22 protein-coding genes are annotated in these 20,475 nt (G+C 31.9%); 13 read left to right on the top strand and 9 right to left on the bottom strand.

What is annotated here, in order from left to right; translation table 11 throughout:
- Positions 1 to 399: 399 nt before the first annotated feature.
- Positions 400 to 1,152: a hydrogen peroxide-dependent heme synthase gene (gene hemQ / locus LQ673_RS10275; RefSeq protein WP_107576874.1), complete on the bottom strand. Its 753-nt coding sequence runs from the start codon at positions 1,150 to 1,152 to the stop codon at positions 400 to 402.
- A gap of 196 nt (positions 1,153 to 1,348) precedes the next feature.
- On the opposite strand from hemQ, the gene LQ673_RS10270 reads away from it, so the two are divergent.
- The 4 genes from LQ673_RS10270 to LQ673_RS10255 are packed head-to-tail and all read left to right on the top strand — an operon-like array spanning position 1,349 to position 4,483.
- A complete protein-coding gene (locus LQ673_RS10270; protein WP_126476309.1) occupies positions 1,349 to 2,071 on the top strand; it encodes an ATP-binding cassette domain-containing protein in 723 nt (240 codons plus the stop codon).
- Positions 2,068 to 2,739 (top strand): metal ABC transporter permease EmtB, encoded by a 672-nt coding sequence (gene emtB, locus LQ673_RS10265; RefSeq protein ID WP_037589948.1) that lies wholly within the window; start codon positions 2,068 to 2,070, stop codon positions 2,737 to 2,739. Before LQ673_RS10270 ends, emtB begins: the two co-directional genes overlap by 4 nt.
- A gap of 7 nt (positions 2,740 to 2,746) precedes the next feature.
- A complete protein-coding gene (locus tag LQ673_RS10260; RefSeq protein WP_037589949.1) occupies positions 2,747 to 3,553 on the top strand; it encodes a MetQ/NlpA family ABC transporter substrate-binding protein in 807 nt (268 codons plus the stop codon).
- A 21-nt stretch (positions 3,554 to 3,574) separates the two neighbouring features.
- Positions 3,575 to 4,483, top strand: a complete 909-nt coding sequence (locus tag LQ673_RS10255; RefSeq protein WP_159316116.1) for an ABC transporter substrate-binding protein — start codon at positions 3,575 to 3,577, stop codon at positions 4,481 to 4,483.
- A 61-nt stretch (positions 4,484 to 4,544) separates the two neighbouring features.
- Here LQ673_RS10255 and LQ673_RS10250 read toward each other — a convergent pair whose 3' ends face one another.
- Positions 4,545 to 4,925 carry a VOC family protein gene (locus tag LQ673_RS10250; RefSeq protein ID WP_107576876.1) on the bottom strand — a complete coding sequence of 127 codons (381 nt, stop codon included), beginning with the start codon at positions 4,923 to 4,925 and terminating at the stop codon, positions 4,545 to 4,547.
- Positions 4,926 to 4,954: 29 nt separating this feature from the next.
- The gene (locus LQ673_RS10245; RefSeq protein WP_191836689.1) at positions 4,955 to 5,746 is read right to left on the bottom strand and encodes a Cof-type HAD-IIB family hydrolase; all 792 of its coding nucleotides are present in this window, start codon (positions 5,744 to 5,746) and stop codon (positions 4,955 to 4,957) included.
- A 270-nt stretch (positions 5,747 to 6,016) separates the two neighbouring features.
- Between LQ673_RS10245 and LQ673_RS10240 the strand changes: the two genes are divergently transcribed.
- The 5 genes from LQ673_RS10240 (at position 6,017) to LQ673_RS10220 (ending at position 10,921) form a co-directional block, all read left to right on the top strand.
- Positions 6,017 to 7,813, top strand: a complete 1,797-nt coding sequence (locus LQ673_RS10240) for a purple acid phosphatase family protein (RefSeq protein ID WP_191836688.1) — start codon at positions 6,017 to 6,019, stop codon at positions 7,811 to 7,813.
- Between the two features lie 71 nt (positions 7,814 to 7,884).
- Positions 7,885 to 8,565, top strand: coding sequence for a hypothetical protein (locus LQ673_RS10235; protein ID WP_159316120.1), 681 nt, complete (start codon positions 7,885 to 7,887; stop codon positions 8,563 to 8,565).
- Between the two features lie 113 nt (positions 8,566 to 8,678).
- Positions 8,679 to 9,665: a phosphate acetyltransferase gene (pta, locus tag LQ673_RS10230; RefSeq protein ID WP_037589953.1), complete on the top strand. Its 987-nt coding sequence runs from the start codon at positions 8,679 to 8,681 to the stop codon at positions 9,663 to 9,665.
- Positions 9,666 to 9,667: 2 nt separating this feature from the next.
- Positions 9,668 to 10,507 (top strand): lipoate--protein ligase family protein, encoded by an 840-nt coding sequence (locus LQ673_RS10225; RefSeq protein WP_037589955.1) that lies wholly within the window; start codon positions 9,668 to 9,670, stop codon positions 10,505 to 10,507.
- A gap of 78 nt (positions 10,508 to 10,585) precedes the next feature.
- Entirely contained in the window at positions 10,586 to 10,921 is a 336-nt protein-coding gene (locus tag LQ673_RS10220; protein ID WP_025904905.1) for a YuzB family protein, read from the top strand.
- A 982-nt stretch (positions 10,922 to 11,903) separates the two neighbouring features.
- Here the strand turns inward: LQ673_RS10220 and yeiL are convergent.
- Positions 11,904 to 12,566 (bottom strand): transcriptional regulator YeiL, encoded by a 663-nt coding sequence (gene yeiL, locus LQ673_RS10215; RefSeq protein WP_191836153.1) that lies wholly within the window; start codon positions 12,564 to 12,566, stop codon positions 11,904 to 11,906.
- Positions 12,567 to 12,668: 102 nt separating this feature from the next.
- Here yeiL and rihB point away from each other — a divergent pair, with 102 nt between their 5' ends.
- Complete coding sequence (rihB, locus tag LQ673_RS10210) at positions 12,669 to 13,598, top strand: ribosylpyrimidine nucleosidase (RefSeq protein WP_159316122.1); 930 nt, start codon at positions 12,669 to 12,671, stop codon at positions 13,596 to 13,598.
- A 389-nt stretch (positions 13,599 to 13,987) separates the two neighbouring features.
- Here rihB and LQ673_RS10205 read toward each other — a convergent pair whose 3' ends face one another.
- From LQ673_RS10205 to deoC, 4 genes are all read right to left on the bottom strand, one after another.
- Positions 13,988 to 14,218, bottom strand: coding sequence for a hypothetical protein (locus LQ673_RS10205; protein WP_204256213.1), 231 nt, complete (start codon positions 14,216 to 14,218; stop codon positions 13,988 to 13,990).
- Between the two features lie 134 nt (positions 14,219 to 14,352).
- Positions 14,353 to 14,733 carry an SDR family NAD(P)-dependent oxidoreductase gene (locus LQ673_RS10200; protein WP_191836152.1) on the bottom strand — a complete coding sequence of 127 codons (381 nt, stop codon included), beginning with the start codon at positions 14,731 to 14,733 and terminating at the stop codon, positions 14,353 to 14,355.
- 77 nt (positions 14,734 to 14,810) lie between these two features.
- Positions 14,811 to 15,524, bottom strand: a complete 714-nt coding sequence (locus tag LQ673_RS10195; protein ID WP_191836151.1) for a GntR family transcriptional regulator — start codon at positions 15,522 to 15,524, stop codon at positions 14,811 to 14,813.
- A gap of 6 nt (positions 15,525 to 15,530) precedes the next feature.
- Positions 15,531 to 16,244, bottom strand: a complete 714-nt coding sequence (gene deoC, locus LQ673_RS10190) for a deoxyribose-phosphate aldolase (protein ID WP_204171104.1) — start codon at positions 16,242 to 16,244, stop codon at positions 15,531 to 15,533.
- Positions 16,245 to 16,450: 206 nt separating this feature from the next.
- Between deoC and LQ673_RS10185 the strand changes: the two genes are divergently transcribed.
- Complete coding sequence (locus tag LQ673_RS10185) at positions 16,451 to 17,302, top strand: NAD-dependent epimerase/dehydratase family protein (RefSeq protein ID WP_191836150.1); 852 nt, start codon at positions 16,451 to 16,453, stop codon at positions 17,300 to 17,302.
- 111 nt (positions 17,303 to 17,413) lie between these two features.
- On the opposite strand, the gene LQ673_RS10180 is transcribed toward LQ673_RS10185, so the two are convergent.
- Positions 17,414 to 18,619 (bottom strand): MFS transporter, encoded by a 1,206-nt coding sequence (locus LQ673_RS10180; protein ID WP_191836149.1) that lies wholly within the window; start codon positions 18,617 to 18,619, stop codon positions 17,414 to 17,416.
- A gap of 600 nt (positions 18,620 to 19,219) precedes the next feature.
- Here LQ673_RS10180 and LQ673_RS10175 point away from each other — a divergent pair.
- Together LQ673_RS10175 and LQ673_RS10170 are read left to right on the top strand one after the other, a co-directional pair.
- Positions 19,220 to 19,696 carry a GNAT family N-acetyltransferase gene (locus LQ673_RS10175; protein ID WP_025904911.1) on the top strand — a complete coding sequence of 159 codons (477 nt, stop codon included), beginning with the start codon at positions 19,220 to 19,222 and terminating at the stop codon, positions 19,694 to 19,696.
- Between the two features lie 13 nt (positions 19,697 to 19,709).
- Positions 19,710 to 20,471 (top strand): 2-keto-4-pentenoate hydratase, encoded by a 762-nt coding sequence (locus LQ673_RS10170; protein ID WP_126476407.1) that lies wholly within the window; start codon positions 19,710 to 19,712, stop codon positions 20,469 to 20,471.
- Positions 20,472 to 20,475: the final 4 nt, after the last annotated feature.

The following is a 20,475-nucleotide window of genomic DNA, read 5'->3' as shown; positions in this document are numbered from 1 at the left end:
AGAAATGAGAAATATGGACCGATAAAAAAATTTACCGGTCCAGAAACGAGAAATATGGACCGATAAAAAAATTTACCGGTCCAGAAATGAGAAATACGGACCGATAAAAAAATTTACCGGTCTAGAAACGAGTAATATGGACCGATAAAAATAATTATCGACCCGAAAACGAGATTTCCAGGTCGATAAAATAAAATATCGACCCGAAAACAGGGTTTCCAGGCCGATAAATAAAAATATCGACCCGAAAACAGGATTACCAGGCCGATAAAAATAAATATCGACCCGAAAACGGAATTTCCAGGCCGATAAATAAAATTATCGGCCTGGAAATCAACATCTTTAGCACTTAAAATATGAAGAGCCTGGAACTTCACTCAGTTCCAGGCTCTTTCTATATTATTTCAATTTAAAGAATGTATCTAATTCATCAATGTTTAATATATTACCTACGTAGAATGCTCCGAAGTCACCATATCTTGCTGATACTTCGTCGAAACGCATTTCATAGATTAATTTCTTGAATTGTAACATGTCATCACTGAATAATGTTACGCCCCATTCGTAATCGTCTAGTCCTACTGAACCTGTAATAAATTGTTTTACTTTACCTGCATAACTACGTCCGATTAAACCGTGTGAGCGCATTAAGCTACGTCTATGATCCATATCTAACATATACCAGTTGTCTTCGCCGTCACGTCTTTTATCCATTGGGTAGAAACATACGTACTGTGAACGTGGTACTTCTGGATATAATCTTGCTTTAACATGTGGATTTTCGTATGGATCTTCGTTAGAGTCACCTGCAAGATAGTTTGAAAGTTCTACGATTGATACGTATGAATATGTTGGAATTAAGAAGTCGCTAATATCTAACTTGTTAAATTCATTTTCTAAGGCATTTAATTGTTTAACGTCTGGTCTTAAGAACCATAACATTAAATCTGCTTTTTGGCCTGTTATGTTATAGAAAGCATGAGAACCTTCTTTATTATTATGAACTGTTTCCAACGCTTCAAGGAAAGTCTTGAATTCGCTGATCATTGTGTTTCGATCTTCTTCAGGTACAGTTTTTAAGCTTGCCCAATCAATTGCATAAAATAAATGTAAGCTGTACCAACCATCTAATGTTTTTGCTGCTTCGTTCATTTTACTTTCGCTCCTTTTAGAAAAGATATCTTCATTACAAGTCTATCATACTAGATAAGGTTGAAAGGACTCAACTTTTTACATTGTTGTGAAAGAAAGAATACTTAAATGTATTAATTGATATTGATTATCGATTTCAATTATTAGATAATGAAAATAGATTTCCTTTTTAAAATAATTTTACAGGAGTATAAAGTTGTATAAATTAGAACATGTTTCAAAAAAATATAATGACAATTTTGCTATAAAAGATTTTTCTTTAACGATAGAACCAGGATCTGTTACAGGTATTGTCGGAAAAAGTGGTTCGGGAAAGTCGACATTACTGAGATTATTGAATTTAATAGAACAACCAACAGAAGGGCGCATTGTTTTTGACGGGAAAGACACAGAAGCATTATCAAAGCGTGTTGTAAGGAAGTATAAAGAAAAAATAGGCATGGTATTTCAAAATTATAATTTGTTGAATAACCTTAACGTTCAGCAAAATATCGCTTTGCCTTTAAAAATTATTAATCAGCAAGATAATGCAAAAGTAGATGAATTAATAGGGTTTGTAGGGTTAAATGATAAAAAGGATTATTATCCAGCACAATTATCCGGTGGTGAGAAACAACGTGTTGCATTAGCAAGAGCGCTCGTGAGAAACCCGGATATTTTATTGTGTGATGAGGCGACAAGTAGTTTAGATGAACATAACACGGAAATCATCATTAAGATGTTGAAGAAAGTGAATAAAGCATATAACATTACGATTATTTTTGTGACGCATGAATTGAGCGTTGTTAAACAATTATGTGAAAAAGTATGTGTTATGGAGGACGGTCAATTGTTAGAGGTTATGGATAATAAAGTAGTAAGTGTAGAAAGAAACACGAATTCTTATTTAGAGAATGTTAGGCAGAGTTTAGAAGAATGACATTTTTAGAGAAGATAAATTACTACTTACCAGAATTGATTCAGTCCTTACAAGAAACATGCATCATGTTAGGTTATTCAATGCTCATCACTTTACTAGTTGGACTACCTCTAGGCATCGCATTATTTTTATCAAACCCAAGTATTAAAGCTTTAAATATCAATTATTATTGGTCATTTAATTTCTTGATTACATTTATACGTTCATTCCCGTACTTACTATTTGTAATCAGTTTAATCCCACTTACACGTATGATTTTAGGAAGTGCATTTGGCCCGTACCCATCGATTATCCCTTTAAGTATTGTAGGTATTGCGATATTTTCAAGATTGGTTGAGCAAGTATTATTAGATATTCCTGGTGATATTAAAGTCTTAGCAGAATCTCTAGGTGCCACAACATATAAATATATTTGGAATTTCATATTAGTTGAATCACGTAGCGGCATTATATTGGCATATACAACGACGACAGTAAGCATGGTGTCTTATTCAACAGTCATGGGTATTGTTGGCGGTGGTGGAATAGGTGATTTCGCAATCAGATACGGTTACCAAAGTTATGAAAATGAAATCATGTATTTCTCAATCATCATCATCATTATCAGTGTATTTATCATACAAATGTTAGGAAACTTTATAGCTCAAAAAATAGATAAAAGAAAGTAGTGTAGAAATGAAAAAAAGTTTATTTGTTATGTTATTAATGTTAAGCATTATCATCGCAGGCTGTGGCGCGAATAAAAAAGATAATGAAGACAAAGTCATTAAAGTAGCTTCTCAAGCACCACCAATGACAGACGTCGTTAAACAAGCAGCAAAAGAAGCTAAAAAGGACGGCTGGGAAATTAAACTTGTCCAAGTGAATGACAACGTTGCTTATAACGATATGGTAAGTAGTAAAGAAGCGGATGCAAGCTTCGCACAGCATAAACCATTTATGGAAAAATACAACTCAGAACGTAAAGCAAATTTAGTCGCAATTCAACCGATTTATGATGCAAAAGTTGGTTTTTATTCTAAAAAATATAAAGACATCAATGACATTCCAAAAGGTACAAAAGTAGCAATACCAAATGATATTTCAAATGAAGGTAGAGCATTAGCGATTCTAGAAGAACAAGGTCTTATTAAATTGAAAGACGGCGTTGGTGTAAATGGCACTACGAAAGATATTGTCGAAAATCCTAAAGATTTCAAATGGTTGAAAGTAGACTTACTGAACTTAGCAGAAACGTACAGTGAAAAAGATGTATCACTTGTCTATAACTATCCAACTTATATTTCTAAAATTGGCTTAAAACCTGCTGACGCATTGTTCTTAGAGAAAAATATTGATTCACGTTTCTCAATTCAACTCGTTGCAAGAGAAGATAATAAAGACTCAGAAAAGATTAAAGAATTGCACAAAGTTATGAAAAGTGATGCAGTTAAAAAATATCTAAAAGAAAAACATGAAGATACGTTAATTCCATCGTTTTAAAATAATATATGAGGTGTAGAAATGAAAAAATTATTAAGTTTTGTATTATGTTTAGCGTTATTGTTAGCAGCATGTGGTAATAAGAACGAAGCATCAAGTAGTAAAAGTGACAGTAAAGAACGAACATTTACGACTGAAGGCGGCGAAAAAGTAAAAATTCCTAAAAATCCAAAGCGTATTCTATTACTGACAGCTAACTATGGTAACTTGAAAAAATTAGGTGTAGAACCAGTAGCAATCACAAGTGTATTCCCAGATTCTAAATATTTAGATATGAAAGATGTTAAGAAAATAGATCCAGAAGATGTTGAAGCGGCAGCGAAGCTTAAACCAGATTTAATCGTAACGTATAAAGAAAATAAAAATAATAATAAACTTTCAAAAATAGCACCAACTGTATCACTAAAAGTACAAGACACAGATTATAAACAAACTCATATCGAATACGGTAAATTAGTGAACAAAGAAGAAAAAGCTAAAAAACAAGCAGACGAACTATCAGATAAACTACTAAAAGACGGTAAAGAAATTAAAAAACATATCGGAGCAGATAAAACAGCTTCAATTATGGACGTACAAGCTAAAGATATTTATCAGTTCGGCGCAAGATTCGGTAGAGGTAGTGACGCACTATTCGATGGTTTCAAATTAAAAGAAGATCCAGAAGCTAAAAAAGCAATGCCAAAAGAAAAATTCATGAAAGTACCTCAAGAAAAATTTAACGATTATTCAGGAGACTACTTATTTATTCCAACAAAAGACGGTAAAAAACCAAATAATGAATTTACAAATTCAACTATCTGGAAAAATAATAAAGCAGTTAAAAACAATAACGTCATTTACTACACAAGTAATGAAGCATTATACGGAGATTTAATCTCAGTAGAGAAACAAGCAGAAACATTTAAAAAAGAACTATTAAAAAAATAAAGTAATATAAAAAAAGAAGCTCGAGTTGAGCTTCTTTTTTGTTATTTTATAGGCTAAGTTATTAATAAGTTGTCAACTCAAGTAAGTTTCCTTCTGGATCTTGAATGACCGCTTCATAATAACCATCACCTGTAACTCTTGGACCACTTAACAATGGATATCCATCTTGGCTAAATTGCTGAGCAAAGCTATCAACCGCTTCTCTATCACCAACTGAAATAGCGATATGAGCATAGCCTTTACCATCTCCTAAATGACCTTTTAAAAATGGTTTATTCATTATTTCTAAGCGACTACCTTCTTCAAAATGCAAAAAGTATGATTTGAATTTCGTTTTTTCATTGAAATATAATTCACTACTCGTTACATTAAAATACTTTATATAAAAATCTTTCAGTTTATCAATATCGTCTGCCCACAATGCTACATGTTCTATTTTCATAATAATCTCCCTTTGTATCAATTTTTGAATTATATGTTTAGTGCTTTTTTAATTGTTAACAAGACACCATTTTCATCATTAGATGGCGCAATTTCTTTTGTGATTGATTTAATATCCTCACTGGCATTCTTCATTGCATAACTATAATTTGCCAACTCCAACATTTCTTTATCATTTCCAGCGTCACCAAAAGCCATCAGTTCTTCTCGAGTTAATCCTAATTCTTTCAATAAACTATTAAGCGTACTACCTTTATTAACACCTTTAAGAATAATATCAATATTATGATGCCCACTAGAAACGGCTACAATTTGGTCTCCATACTTTTTATTTAATAAGTCTCTAAATTCGTGGCCATTATCATAAACGGATAAAGCCAATTTAACAAACTTATCTTCAGGCAAGTCTTTTAAATGATCCACTTCTTTAAGTTCATAATAATATTTTGACATATCAGATTTAAAAGCATCATTTGAGTTACTTAAAATATAAGCACTGTTTACACCACACAAAACAAACTCAATATTATGCTTACTTAATTCATCCAAGATATTCATTAATAATTGTTCGTCAAATTCTGCGACATTGGTAATATGATTATAATCAGCGTATATAGCACCATTCTCTGCTATGTAAGAAATATATTTATCTTCCCCTGGGAAAAAACTTCTAAGTTGATAATATTGATTACCACTCGCTACGATAAATTTTATGTTTTGTGATTTTAAATACGAGAATACATCTTTAAATAAATCTTTATCATAAGAACCTTCTGAATTCAAAAAAGTCCCATCCATATCAACCGCTATTGCTTTAATCAAGAATAAACCCTCCTTATAATAAAACTAAGATTTTTATGAAATATACAACCTCCAAATGATTATTATATGTACTCTATTTATGTAATGATTTTACCAATTTTACATTATAGATTCATTAATATTGACTGGTGTACTTTTGCCTAACTCATCCCTTCATATTACATTCATACAATACTCATACTATCTTTACATAGGGTTAAAATATGATTGATACACTTCTTAATAGATTGCTTTTTAAATCACTATAGGGTTAATTAGGAGGAAGTGTACATGTATAATCAGTCAATAGCAAAGAGATTCATTAGTGGTACGGCATGTATGATGTTATTATTAGGGATTTCGACAACTGGTACGGTTGAAGCGAGTGGTGCTGGTGGTTCTGGTGATTCGTCTGTTGTGAATCAACAAGCTCATTCGGATATTAAAGTGATGTCACAGAAGCCGGAGGTAGCGCCTGTACCTAAGAAAAATCAACCGAATCGTATTATTACGAATTTTAATGGTGATACGAAAACAGAAATGGCTTTTAATTGGTATACGACAGATCAATTTAATGATGCTAAAGTTTGGGTGTCAGAGACGGGTCAATTTGATGATGCACAAGCGTTTGATGCAACTTCTAAACAAGTGGATTCTAAATATGTTGAACGAGATAAGAACGGCAATTTCATCTTTGCGGATGTAGAAAAAGATGACGAAGGTGAACCTGTAAAAGATGCTCAAGGTAAAGAGAAAATAAATGGATATTATACAGATGAACATGCACAAGGTGCTGAATGGACGCGCGGTGATAAACATGGGAAGTCTGAACTAATGACAGTTCCTGAATATAATTATAAAGCGAAAGCAACGGGATTAAAGCCGAATACTACATATTATTATCGCGTAGGTAGTGCAAGTGGTCCTCAAAGTGAAGTTGGACAATTTAAGACTTCTGGCAACAACGGCGATCCTTTCCAATTCGTACAGTATACAGATACACAAAATGCTTATTGGAATGAACACGTAAGAAATGAAGCACAATTTGGAGCAGATACGTTAAGCAATGCCATTCAAACAGCAGGCAATCCAAACTTCGCATTACACACAGGAGACTTTGTAGAAACTGCAGAAATTGAAGACGAGTGGTTAGATTTATATGATCAATCACGTCCATCATTTATGTCACTACCTGTAGCTTCTGCACCAGGTAACCATGACGAATATGCGTTAAGTGAAGATGATGAAAAATTACTGACAAAGTATAACGAACACGTCAATGTGCCTAAAGAAAACAATGCGGTCAATGGCGGATCTTATTATTCGTTTGATTATAATGGTGCACATATGGTTGTCGCTAATACGAATGATAATAAGAAATCTAAAGATAATCCTGAAGAAAAAGCAATTGGCAAAGAACAAATGGAATGGATTAAACAAGATATTAAAGATGCAAGAAAGAATGGCTCTAAATGGGTTATCTTAAATCTGCATAAACCAATGTATTCTAAATCGTATCATGCAGTATCAGATGAAGATGTTGCTAAAATACGTGACGAACTGACTCAACAAATTGATGATTTAGATGTGGATTTAGTGTTACAAGGTCATGATCATGTGCTTTCTCGTACGAAACCACTAGAACATACATCGACTAAAAATAGCTTTGTAAATGCTAAGAAAGAAGATGCCAAACAAATTAGAGGTCAAGATAACATTACTTACTATGACAATCCAGAAGGTTCAGTCTACGTACTGCCTAATACAGGTGGTACAAAAGCGTATGACAGTATATATGACCGTCCTTTAGAACATATTAAGAAAGTTAGACCAGAGTTAGAAGATTTAACTCAAGAACAATTAGATCATTATAATAGTTTGTTTGCGATAGGAGAGCAACCTCATAAGACAGATGCTTTTAATGATAGTCATGAAAATAATCGAGATTCATCTGATCAGAACTTCTCAGTTTATGATGTATCTGAAGGTAAATTAGTCGTTAAAATTTATCAATTACATGGCGATATTAGTAAAGGTGAACAAAGAACAGTTAAATTAGTTGATGAATTCGGTATTAAAAAAGACTAATCATAGATTTCAAAGTTAAATAAATATCCATAAGGCGTCTCCTTCAAATATGATGATATGGAGGCGCCTATTTGTTAATAGAAGGAGCGGTTACTTTGCGACGAGTATTCAATTATTTAAGTGTGGCCATTGTGATGATAATGATATTAAGCGGTTGTCAAAATGGTTCGCAAGAAGAAACAAAGCAGCATAGTGAAACGAAACATGCAGCAACTAAGCAGATTCAACTTTCAGAGCAAGACAAAGATGCATTGAAACAAAAATTACTAAAAATAGCTGACGAATATGGCCAAGATCAGCATAAAGCAGTAACTAATCGTTATTTTAGTCGAAACGAACAAATGGAAGGTGATGGCTATGCGATTACTGATGATGGTGAAATACAAATAACAGATCATAATAAACCAGGGAGGAAACATTTTAAGATCCATAATGTTGTCGGATTAACGATGTATCAAGGACAGCATACTCAAGTTGGTTATGATGAACGAGCACAAGATTTAACTAATATTCAAGGATACAGTAGTGTCGCTAAAATGGATCAACCGATTACGAAATATTTGTTTGCAGATAACGGTAAAGTATACGAATATCAATTCAAGGCGAATAGTGAACCATCACTATCAACAGGATTTGCAACTAAAGATTACAACGGTAAAGATCCAAACTTAAAACCAAACGAAAAATTCATAGTTTCAAAGGATAAAATTTTAAATAAAAAATGGAAAATGTTGCTTTCAGAATATAAATGATAATATTTTAAAAATATCCATTATAAATTCACAGTTTAGATACGTGAAAATTTATGAAAAAATGTTATAATTGTGAATGGAAAAATAATAGCAATCATATATAGGAGGCAATTATGTCTAATTTACTTAATGTTCTAAGCGACAAACTATCAGGTAAAAATGTACGTATCGTATTACCAGAAGGTGAAGATGCGCGTGTATTAACAGCAGCAGTTAAATTACAAGCTACAGATTTGGTTGCACCAATCGTACTTGGTAATGAAGAAAAAATTAAAGAAACTGCAGCTGGTGCAGACTTATCAATCGATGGTCTTACAATCATCAACCCAGAAACAAGTGAACTAAAAGCAGATTTAGTAGAAAAATTTGTTGAACGTCGTAAAGGTAAAGCAACTCAAGAACAAGCTGAAGAATTGTTAAATAACGTTAACTACTTCGGTACGATGTTAGTTTACACAAATCAAGCTGACGGATTAGTAAGTGGTGCAGCACATTCAACTGCAGACACTGTACGTCCAGCATTACAAATTATCAAAACTAAACCAGGCGTTACAAAAACATCTGGCGTATTCTTCATGACTAAAGGTGAAGAACAATATGTATTCGGTGATTGTGCAATTAACCCAGAACTTAATGCACAAGACTTAGCTGAGATTGCAATCGAAAGTGCTAAGACTGCTCAAGCATTTGGTATGTCTCCAAGAGTAGCAATGTTAAGCTTCTCAACTAAAGGTTCAGCTAAATCACCTGATACTGAAAAAGTATCTGAAGCAGTTTCTATTGCTCAAGAAAACTTAAAAGAAACAGATTTAAAAGATGTTGTATTAGATGGTGAATTCCAATTCGATGCAGCAATCGTACCAGAAGTTGCTGCTAAGAAAGCACCAAATTCTGAAATTCAAGGTGATGCAAATGTATTTATCTTCCCTAGCTTAGAAGCGGGTAACATTGGATACAAAATTGCTCAACGTTTAGGTGGATTTGATGCAGTTGGTCCTGTATTACAAGGCTTAAACGCACCTGTTAACGATTTATCTCGTGGCTGTTCAGCTGAAGACGTATATAGTCTTTCAATCATTACAGCTGCTCAAACATTATAATCATGGCAAATTTGCAAGATTATTTTACACAAGAATGGCGATACATTGACCACACTTCAGGACTGCAGCCAATGCAGTCCTTTAGTTTCGATGATACATTTTGTGATCAAGTAGGAAATGATAAAAGTCCAAGTGTTGTTAGGACATGGATACACAATCACGTCGTGATATTAGGCATACATGATTCTAGATTACCTTATCTAAAAGACGGTATTGCATATTTAAATGATGTTAGAGGTTATAGTGCAATCGTTAGAAATTCTGGCGGATTAGGTGTTGTGTTAGATAAAGGTGTCCTGAATATATCTTTAATCTTTAAAGGTAAGCATGATGTATCCATTGATACAGGATATGAAGTGATGTTACGTCTTATTCGTGAAATGTTTAAAGAAGATACTAATGAAATTGAGAATAAAGAAATTACTGCATCATACTGCCCTGGTAGTTATGACTTAAGTATTCATAATCAAAAATTTGCTGGTATATCACAACGAAGAGTGAGAGGTGGTATAGCAGTTCAAATCTATTTATGTGTGGAAGGATCAGGCGCTGAACGTGCCGAAATGATGAAAGCATTCTATGAACATGCACTGAAAAACGAAAAGACAAAATTCATTTATCCGACTATCATACCTGAAAGCATGGCTTCATTGAACGAATTATTAGGCACTGAATATACAACTAACGACATACTATTTAAATTGTTAGGAAGTTTGAAAAATTTAGGTGCAACTTTGAATATGGATCCTGTCACAACGGAAGAATGGACATTGTACGATAAATATTTCGAAAGAATGATAGAACGCAATGATAAAATGATTCGAAATATGGAAAAACGATAAAATGACATTCTCAAACAACTGTTAAGGTGGTATAATAATTTATTGCAAAATTAACAATTAAGAAAGGTGGGGAAACAAATGCGAAATAAATTTCAAGTCTGCGATGATTGCCAAGCGGTTAACTTGCCATCACTTTTGAAAAAAATTAAAAAATTAGACCCAGAAGCTGAAATAGAAGTAGCATGCCAATCATATTGTGGACCAGGTAGAAGAAAGACATTCGCATTCGTAAATAACCGCCCATGTGCCGCTTTAACAGAAGACGAACTAATGGAAAAAATCCAAAAACAACTTCAAAAGAAACGCGATCCAGAAGAAGAAGAAAGATTGCGACTTAGAAATGAAGAACGAAAACGTCGACAAAAAGAATTAGACGAGAAGTTAAATAAGAAGTTGAAAAAGACACAGTCATAATATAAATATTAGCTATAAATCCCCTTACTACAACATGTAGTGGGGGATTTTTTTATACTATATTAGATGTTTGCTAACTTTTTGAATTTTATATTATTTACCCTGTCACAATGTGTGATGGGGTTATTTTTATGTGAAAATTCATATTATTTATCGCTAATTATATACATATTTTTGGATAATTGGTATATGAGTAAAAAAGGAGGCGTATAATTTTGAAATTAATCAATGTGATAAATCTATTAAATTATATTTTATTTATTATACTTTTATTTTTCGGCAATAATCTTTTCCCGAATTTCTATGGTGGAGATGCACTTGTGATATTTACTGACGCTTCAGCTCTTTTATTAGTAATGTCAATTTTATTATTCTTATATAATTATTTTAAAAACAAAAAAATTATTAAATATTTAGTGATAAGTATTATATTAAATGTAATTAATATAGTGATACTATACCCAATTATATTCTTTGGTTTGTTTTTTGGATTTTAAATTAAAGGAGAGGTAATATATCCAAAAGAAATATAATTTTTAACTTTATTTTTATATTTTTAATACCATTTTTTATTAGTTATGTTGCTTTAATAAAAATATTTGCTTTATCATTTCAAGTTTCATCTGTAGGAGCATTATCATTTGGTTACTCAATGTTAATGCAAATAAGACTTTGTGCTAAGATATTAAAATATAATGATGAAAAAATATATTAAAAAAGCACCTGTTGATTATATGGGTGCTTTTACTCTATCTTCACTATACTATATATATTCAAAAGGACTCTCTATCTCTATTTTTAAATCTTTTTTGTGTTTAAAAATGGTATGTCAATTAATTAAACGTCACACCAACTCTAATCATCACCATTTGAGCGCGACGTTATGAACAAGAAATTTAAAGACCAAGGAGGTAAAATTATTTATACAACTTGTAAAGACGATATGCATCAAATTAAATAAAATATGCTTTTTTATACCATATTATATATTTGCTAACTTTTTTAGTTCATCCATATTTAATATGTTATAGCTATTGTTCTCTTTTGCTAAATATCCTTTTTGTACAAAGTCTGCGATAACAAACAGTAAATGTCGATAAGATACGCCTAAATATTGTGCGACTTGTGTATGTTTTTCTTCATATTTACCATTTTGTTCTGTAACTAAAATAAAAGAAGCGAGTCTTTTAGACAATGGATATGATTGGTTACGTGTCGAAGTTCGAATGTTTTTCATATTCTTATGTGCGATATAAGATAATAAATTCTTTAATAATACTGGATCCGTTAATAAAGTGTCTTTAAGTTCATTAAGTGGTACTGCCAAACACCAGCAATCTTCTATTGCTTGGACATTAAGTGGTGCAGCGTGTTCATCTATCAATTCCATTTCTCCTATGAAAGAAGAAGGCGCAAAAAAATCGATTAAAGAAACTTGGCCATTTTCCATGTATTCGTATAATTTTGACTTTCCTTTAACAAGATAAAATAAATATTCGGGTTTTTGAGTGTCTTGAATAATATGATCTTTTTGAGAAATGAAAAAGAGTTTTACGTGTTGTTGCACATCAAATCCAAAGAGATCGAGATAATTGAATTGGTCTATTAAATCTTGTTTAAGTTTGTCATTATAAATTTCTCTCAATATTTCACACCTCTTATATGATATTTCTCATACTTACTTTAATCTTTGCAGAAGTATAATACAAGAATAAAGAAAAGGCTTACAAAAAGGAGAGGAATTATAATGGAAAAACAAAAAATAATTTTGGATTGCGACCCTGGTCATGATGATGCAATAACGATGTTAATGGCATACATTCATCCTAATATTGATTTACTTGGTATAACAATTGTTTCAGGGAATCAAACGCTTGAGAAAACTGTTAAGAATGGTTTGAGTGTCGCACAACACTTGAATATGGACGTTAAAATATATAGTGGGGCGTCTGAACCTTTAGTGAGAGAACGTGTAGTTGCTGATAATGTCCATGGAGAAACAGGCATGGATGGTCCTGTATTTGATACGTTAAATAGAGAACCCGAAGATAAAAGAGCAGTACAATTTATCATTGATACTTTATTAGATAGCGAAGGAGATATTACGCTAGTACCAACTGGACCATTAACGAATATTGCTTTAGCGATGAAATTAGAACCATCCATCACATCTAAAATTAAAGAAATCGTATTAATGGGTGGTGCATACGGTAATGGGAATTTTACGCCATCAGCAGAATTTAATATTTTTGCTGATCCAGAAGCGGCACATATTGTTTTTAAATCAGGTGTACCAATCGTCATGATGGGTCTAGATGTAACAAACAAGACACTATGTACACCTGAAATTATCAAACGTATGGAATCAACAAATAATAAAGCTGGGCAATTGTTTAGTGATTTAATGAACTTTACTTTAAAAACACAATTCCAAGAATTTGGATTAGAAGCAGGTCCATTACACGATGCAACAACAATAGGCTATCTCGTAAATAAAGACTTATTTGAAGTTCAAGATATGTACGTAGAAATCGACATTAACCGCGGACCAAGTTACGGACGAACAGTATGTGACGAATCCGATGTACTCAAAAAAGAACATAACGTTAAAGTAGCCAAAAACGTCAAAGTCGACGAATTCTTCGATCTAGTATATGAATGTATACGTATGTATTAAAGTATAAGAACATTGATTTGAAAATTGTTTATCAAGGAATTAAAAATTTCTAGACGTCTTCATTCTTGTTTCTTAAATGCAATCATAATAATGCTTGAAATTAAAGGGACTATGAGGATTCTTGATATCTCTAATTCTCCTTGAAGTATACTTTCGACTACGATAAATACTATCATTATTGAAAAATAATAAATTAAAAAAGTGTATAACAGTTTCATGATGTATCTCCTTTGAAATAGTTCATTATTTAAAAGTTAGTTTAATAGAAAAAAATCACTACAATTTGTTTTTTTAACAATGCTTGTAGTGATTTTTTATTACGATATATATATTTACACAGAATCAAGCTACATAACATTACAGAGCTTATGCATTAATTTTATATACTTCTAATCATATTTATTTTCACTTGTATAGTTTTTGATTTTTCTATAGATAAAGAAGTTAACTTGATATATGACAACACTTAATATGAGTATCATAACAATAAAAAGAATCGTTCCTAAAAAGCCCGAGTAATTAAAAATAGGGAATCTTTTGAGTAGTAAACAAGCTATCAAGAAAATAATACAGTTTAAAATCATAAATATCTTATTTTGTTCGAAACCTTTATATTTCATATGAAAAACTCCATTTTCATTTCAAGTTATATATAATTTTACCGTATTTAAAGTATGAAATAAATAGAACTTAAAAGAATTTAATATAAAAAGGACTGTGTTTGTGAGAACACAGCCTTCAAACATCAACTCACTCAAAATATTCCATTCAAGTTTAGATTCATAACTTTATTCCAATTTTCAAATGTGAGTTCTTCTTCTGTTACGTTGTATGTCATCCCAACTTTATTGACTAACATATCAATTTTGCCAAATTGTTCTATGACGTTATTGAGCATTTGATTTACCGATGTTGGATCGGTTATATCTACTTTTAATGCAACTGTTTCAATGTTTTCGCTCTGTTTAATTCCAGAGAGTGTTTTGTTTGTTGATGAGGCGTTATGATCTGCAATGATGATCTGAACGCCTGCTTGTGCTAATGCTAATGCCATTGATTGACCTATTCCTATTGTGCCACCGCTAATGATTGCAACTTTACCTTGTAATTTGAAGTGCTCTAATATATTTGTCATAGCATATCACCTTTTTATTTATGATTGAACTGCATTATTACTATCGTTGAGCTTATAATGGTTTGAACATGGCTAAATTATGATGAAATATTAAAGATAAATGAGTTTAAATCGCCTCTGTATTTAGAGACGGAATATTCTATTGGTACACGATTCTCTATATAACCCACACTATGGAAGTAGAAGAGTGGGGCATCTATCTCTACAGATAATAAATCACTTACGGTTTCATCTGCTGTGATTAATTCAAGCTTTCTCGTAATTTCTTTGATAGGTGTTTGGTTTTTTTCTAACACTTCGTAAAATCGTGTCGTAGTAAAATCAATTTCTTTTAAATTAGGTACTAAGGATAATGGAATATAAGTTGTTACAAGTACGATTGGGTCTTCTTCTGCATATCTTAAACGGACTAATTTATATACAGATTCTCCAGGTTTTAGTTCTAATTGTTGCATGACTTCTTCATTGGCAACTTCTGATTTCAATGATAGAACTTTTGTCTTTGGGATTAATCCTTTTCTTGTCATTTCATCATTATAGCTTTCGATGACGTGTGTAAATTCTTGATTGATTTTACGTTGTCGAACGATTGTACCTCGCTTTTTTCGACGTTCTAAAAAGCCATCAATAACAAGTGCATTGATCGCTTGTCTAACAGTAGGTCTACTTACTTTATAATGCGTCGCCAAATCAACTTCATTTGGAATTTTATCGCCAACTTTATAGTCTTCATATTCAATTTTATTCAGTAAATCTTCTTTAATTTGTTGATGTAAAGGTTTGTTTATCATAATTTATCATCCAATTTCTATCGTTTTCTGATCTGATTCTGTAAGACGTTCTTCTAATGCTTTGATGATATTGATACCTGAACTAGCGCCAATTCTTTCTGCACCATTTTTAATCATATTAATAAATGTATCAGCATCACGAATACCACCAGCTGCTTTAACTTTAACTTCGCCGTCTACAGTCTCGTACATTAATTTAACATCTTCTACAGTTGCACCTGATGTCGCAAAGCCAGTAGATGTTTTAATAAAATCAGGTTTAACGTCTTTTGCGATAAGTGATAAAGTTCTGATTTCATCTTTAGTTAAATAGGCATTTTCGAAGATAACTTTTGAAGTGACATTGTGTGCTTTACAAATTTCTACTATTGAAGACATTTCTTCTTTGATATAGTCTAAATTGCCATTTTTCAATTCAGTAACATTAATAACATAATCAATTTCTGTCGCACCGTTATGAATTGCATCTTGCGTCTCGAACTTCTTAGATTCAATAGAAGTCTGACCTAATGGAAAAGCAATGGCAGCACCTATTCCAATATCGGTTCCAGCTAATATTTCTGAACATAATTTAGATTGTACTTGGTTAACAGCAACCATCTTAAAATGGTATTTCTTTGCTTCTTCACAAAGTTGTTTTATATCTTCTGGGCTTGCATCTGCATGTAAGTTAGTGTGATCAATCATTCGGCAAAGGTCATCAATTGTATAATATTTCATCAAAATAAACACTCCTTATTTGTATTGACATAATGATATAATAACGCGCTTACAGAAGTCAATTAGCCTAGAAACCTAATAATAGTGACATTATAAATTATTATGTAATTACATAATAAAAAGTTTGATATTTTTTAGGATGGTTTTTATACTCTGAAAATGGGTATATATCTCAATGAAAATATAAATAAAAAAGGTGGATTATCATGACTAAAATTTTTGTTGCAGGTGCTACTGGTTTAATAGGTACAAAATTAACTAAACGCTTAATTGAAGAAGGTTATGAAGTAGCTGGGTTAACGACTTCTGAAAAAGGTAAAGAAAAACTTGATAATGCAGGTGTAAAAGCATATATAGGCAACATATTAGAATATGACACAATAGAAAAAAGTATCGGTGATTTTAAACCAGATATAATCATGAACGAAATCACAGACTTAAAACAAGTTGATATGTCAGCTAATACGAAAGTTAGAATAGAAGGTACAAGAAATCTTGTAGAAGCGGCAATTAAACATGATGTACCACATATTCAATCACAAAGTATTGCATTTGTTTATGAAGCTGGAGATACATTAGCAACAGAAGAAACAAGTTTAGACTATGACGCTAGCGGTGATCGTAAAATAACAGTTGATGGTGTAGAAGGATTAGAAAAAGAATCAGCTAGATTAAACAAACATGTTATTTTACGTTACGGTTTATTATACGGACCAGGTACTTGGTATGGTAAAGATGGAATGATTTATAATCAATTTATAAATGGTGAAGTTACGATGACAGACGGCGTACAATCATTTATTCATATAGATGATGCAGTTGAAACAGCCATTCAAGCATTAAACTTTGAATCAGGTATTTATAACGTAGCAGATGATGATCCTGTAAAAGGAGACGATTGGGCTAAATGGTATGCCAACGAATTAAACGTCTCACCAACGCTAAACATCGAGCCAGCAGCACCATTTGAGCGCGGCGTAACAAATAAGAAATTTAAAGACCAAGGCGGTAAACTTATTTATACAACTTGGAAAGACGGTATGCACCCGATTAAATAAAACATGTTTTCATTAAAGAACAGCACACTTTTAAAACACTATAATAATAAAAGCGAAGTACATGGAATTTGTACTTCGCTTTATATTTATTTAACATATTTTTTAATTCGATTAGCTAATCTTGTTACGGTTTGTCATCAGAAAAATTGTAGAAATGAAGAGAAGTGTTGCTGCTAATAAAAATGTGAACCTCACTCCAAACATATCAGTCAAGTTACCTAAAACTAATGAAGAAACTCCAAAAGTCGCAGTTACTAGAGCGTCTTTTGCAGAGTATATTTTAGGAAGAAGTCTATGAACAACACTCTTTTGTACTGCTGTCTGTTGAGCTACATCTTTAATTTGATTTACTATTCCAAATATCAGAGATATTACTAGTGCGATCCATGGAGTCGATACTAAACCAAACATTAGAGTCGTCAAACTAGCCCCAAATGAACCCACTACAATAACATAACTAGAAAGTCGAGTTACTAAATGTGACCATTTTAAACTACAAAAGCCACCTATCATTAATCCAGCAAAGAAACTGGCATTTATATATCCCCACCATTGTTCACTCGTTTGTAAGACTTGCTCAACATAAATATACATAATTGCAGCTACCCATACCACGTTTGCTATAGATTCAAAAAATTCAACAATACTTATGGTACGTAAAGTAGGCGTATGCCATATGGTTATCCAGCCTTCTTTTAATATGTCCCAATTCGTAGGCTTTTTTTGTTTTTCTTGACTAAATCCGTTTTTATCGACGTTTTGAATTAGAAACATCATGATAGTAGATGCTACAAATAAGAAAAATGTTAACCATATAACATTTTCACCACCGATAATAGCAACGAGTATTCCCCCAACTGTCCATCCACCAAGACGAATCGTTTGGTCAAGAATGGCAAGAAAACTATTAGCTTTCACTAGAAAATCCTGTTCAATAAATATAGGGACTAAAGCATTTCTTGCTGGGTTTGCCCATCCATCTAAAAAAGAAATAGCAATTACTAATAAAAAAATCAGGAAAATGGTGCTAGAAGAAGGAAAAATTTCTGTATAACATCCAAGAATGAGAATAAGAATTGTCTTTCCAAATTGTGAATATGCCAACAATGATTTTAATTGGACACGTTCAATAATCAATGGCGCAATCATACCACTTAAAAAACGCGATGTTGTGATAAAAAAGGGCACAAATGCCATATAAGTTACAGATCCTGATATTCCATATATGATTGCTATTAAACCAACCATATAAAAGACATCTCCACTATTTGCGAGAGATTGGCCAATCCATAAAAAGCGAAATGATGATTTATGCATAAAAATATTACTCCCTTTAAAGATTTTACTATTCAATTGTTTTTATTAAGGGTTAGTAATATTACATTTTTTCGCCATCCTTTTTAATTTGGTATTTGAACTGTTAAGTACAGTAAGAAATCTTCTTTGAAATTCCTACTTAATATTGCATCATCATTTCCTTTTTATAAAATTACAAAATAAAAATAGCATACGGTTAATAAAATAACAAGTCGGATAATTCTGAAAATTAATGATTTATACTTATAAATGACAAATTAAAATGAACATCCTAAAAATCTATATATAAATGGAAGGGGATTATTATTTAGTAAAAATGATTGTTAGTTTTCCATTTTTTTATATTTTGAAGTTCTGTATTTTAAATATGTGTTAACATACTTAACAAATATTACATTTCTGTAGGGTTTTCGGGTATAATTAAGTATTCTGAATATTATAGTTTTTAATATATAAATGATATAATTATTTATAACGTGAGATATAAAGTTATTTAAAATGTGTACATTAGAACATTATTAAACGGGGATTTACAAACATAGATTAATAGACATCATGAATTGACGATTGATGTGTAAGGTAGATAGAGGAGAGATATTTATGGCAAATGTAAGAAAAGCAACAATTGAAGATTATTCAGGTATTAAAAATGTAGCGTCTAAGGCTTGGTATGACACGTATACCAATATTTATACTGCGAGCACTGTGACGGCATTTTTAAATGCGTCTTATTCTAAAGAGATGCTTCAAAAGCGCATTAATGATTCTGATTTCTTTGTTGCAGAAGATGAAGATAAGATTGTTGGTTTTGCTAATTTTATCAAAGGTACTGAATTGTATTTATCTTCTCATTATGTTCTACCTGAAGCGCAACGTGAAGGGTATGGGAAAGCTTTATTACAAGCAGGTTTAGATCAATACAAAGATTTATATCATGAAGTTTATTTAGAAGTGGATGGCAAGAATGATATCGGTATAGCCTTTTATAAAAAGGAAGGTTTTGAAGTGATACGTGAATATGAAGAATTACTTTTTGGTGACACAATGCGCACGACGTTAATGAAAAAAACTTTTTAGGAGGTTGATTGTAATGGAACAATCACTAAATAAATGGATTTCACAATTTTATGAAGCTTATGAGAATCAATCAATTATTCCAAATGGTGTTTTACCATCGAATATAACTGAACATGCTGCATATGATATTCAAGAAGGTGTGTTGCAGCGTAAGGAAGAAACTGAAATTCATAAAGGTTATAAAATTAGTTTAACGAGTCAAGAAACGAGAGATATCTTTTCTTCAACAACGCCATTATATGGTGCAATGGGAGAAACAACTATTCTGGACAAACATATTTATTTAAATGATTTAAATGAGCCTTTAGCAGAGTTAGAATTAGTCTTTATTGTTCAAGAAGAATTAACAGAAGAAGATAGCCTTGAAGATATTATGAATAAATGTTTGATTGCACCAGGGGTAGAGATTCCAGATTCACGTTTTAGTAACTGGTTCCCTAATTTATCTGTAACAGAAATTATTGCTGATAGCGCAGTAAGTGGTGGCGTTGTTTACGGTGAACCTAAGAAATTAAGTTATGAAGATATAGATAACATTAAAGGGACATTATATTTAGACGGTAAAGAATTAGCTTCTGGATTTAGTACAGAAGTTGAAGGACATCCTGCTAAAGCTGTTAAGTGGTTGATTAATGAAATTAAAGAATATAATCGTTCATTAAAACCTGGCATGTTTATTTCAAGTGGAACATTTATTTTGCCTAAACCTTTATCACAAGGGGAGTATAAAGCCGTATATGAAAATGTCGGAGAAATAGAGTTTATTGTAGAATAATTGG

Origin of the sequence: Mammaliicoccus sp. O-M54, assembly GCF_022386035.1 — a bacterium.
Lineage (GTDB): Bacteria > Bacillota > Bacilli > Staphylococcales > Staphylococcaceae > Mammaliicoccus > Mammaliicoccus sciuri_A.
This window is presented reverse-complemented; position numbering and strand designations above follow the sequence as displayed.

Bases quoted from the DNA above. Each gene is read 5' to 3' on its own strand.
- deoC (WP_204171104.1), bottom strand. From the start codon at position 16,244: ATGAAATATTATACAATTGATGACCTTTGCCGAATGATTGATCACACT.
- rihB (WP_159316122.1), top strand. From the start codon at position 12,669: ATGGAAAAACAAAAAATAATTTTGGATTGCGACCCTGGTCATGATGAT.
- LQ673_RS10225 (WP_037589955.1), top strand. From the start codon at position 9,668: ATGGCAAATTTGCAAGATTATTTTACACAAGAATGGCGATACATTGAC.
- LQ673_RS10220 (WP_025904905.1), top strand. From the start codon at position 10,586: ATGCGAAATAAATTTCAAGTCTGCGATGATTGCCAAGCGGTTAACTTG.
- pta (WP_037589953.1), top strand. From the start codon at position 8,679: ATGTCTAATTTACTTAATGTTCTAAGCGACAAACTATCAGGTAAAAAT.
- LQ673_RS10170 (WP_126476407.1), top strand. From the start codon at position 19,710: ATGGAACAATCACTAAATAAATGGATTTCACAATTTTATGAAGCTTAT.
- LQ673_RS10175 (WP_025904911.1), top strand. From the start codon at position 19,220: ATGGCAAATGTAAGAAAAGCAACAATTGAAGATTATTCAGGTATTAAA.
- hemQ (WP_107576874.1), bottom strand. From the start codon at position 1,152: ATGAACGAAGCAGCAAAAACATTAGATGGTTGGTACAGCTTACATTTA.
- LQ673_RS10240 (WP_191836688.1), top strand. From the start codon at position 6,017: ATGTATAATCAGTCAATAGCAAAGAGATTCATTAGTGGTACGGCATGT.
- emtB (WP_037589948.1), top strand. From the start codon at position 2,068: ATGACATTTTTAGAGAAGATAAATTACTACTTACCAGAATTGATTCAG.
- LQ673_RS10255 (WP_159316116.1), top strand. From the start codon at position 3,575: ATGAAAAAATTATTAAGTTTTGTATTATGTTTAGCGTTATTGTTAGCA.
- LQ673_RS10195 (WP_191836151.1), bottom strand. From the start codon at position 15,524: ATGATAAACAAACCTTTACATCAACAAATTAAAGAAGATTTACTGAAT.
- LQ673_RS10260 (WP_037589949.1), top strand. From the start codon at position 2,747: ATGAAAAAAAGTTTATTTGTTATGTTATTAATGTTAAGCATTATCATC.
- LQ673_RS10250 (WP_107576876.1), bottom strand. From the start codon at position 4,925: ATGAAAATAGAACATGTAGCATTGTGGGCAGACGATATTGATAAACTG.
- LQ673_RS10185 (WP_191836150.1), top strand. From the start codon at position 16,451: ATGACTAAAATTTTTGTTGCAGGTGCTACTGGTTTAATAGGTACAAAA.
- LQ673_RS10180 (WP_191836149.1), bottom strand. From the start codon at position 18,619: ATGCATAAATCATCATTTCGCTTTTTATGGATTGGCCAATCTCTCGCA.
- LQ673_RS10200 (WP_191836152.1), bottom strand. From the start codon at position 14,733: ATGACAAATATATTAGAGCACTTCAAATTACAAGGTAAAGTTGCAATC.
- LQ673_RS10205 (WP_204256213.1), bottom strand. From the start codon at position 14,218: ATGAAATATAAAGGTTTCGAACAAAATAAGATATTTATGATTTTAAAC.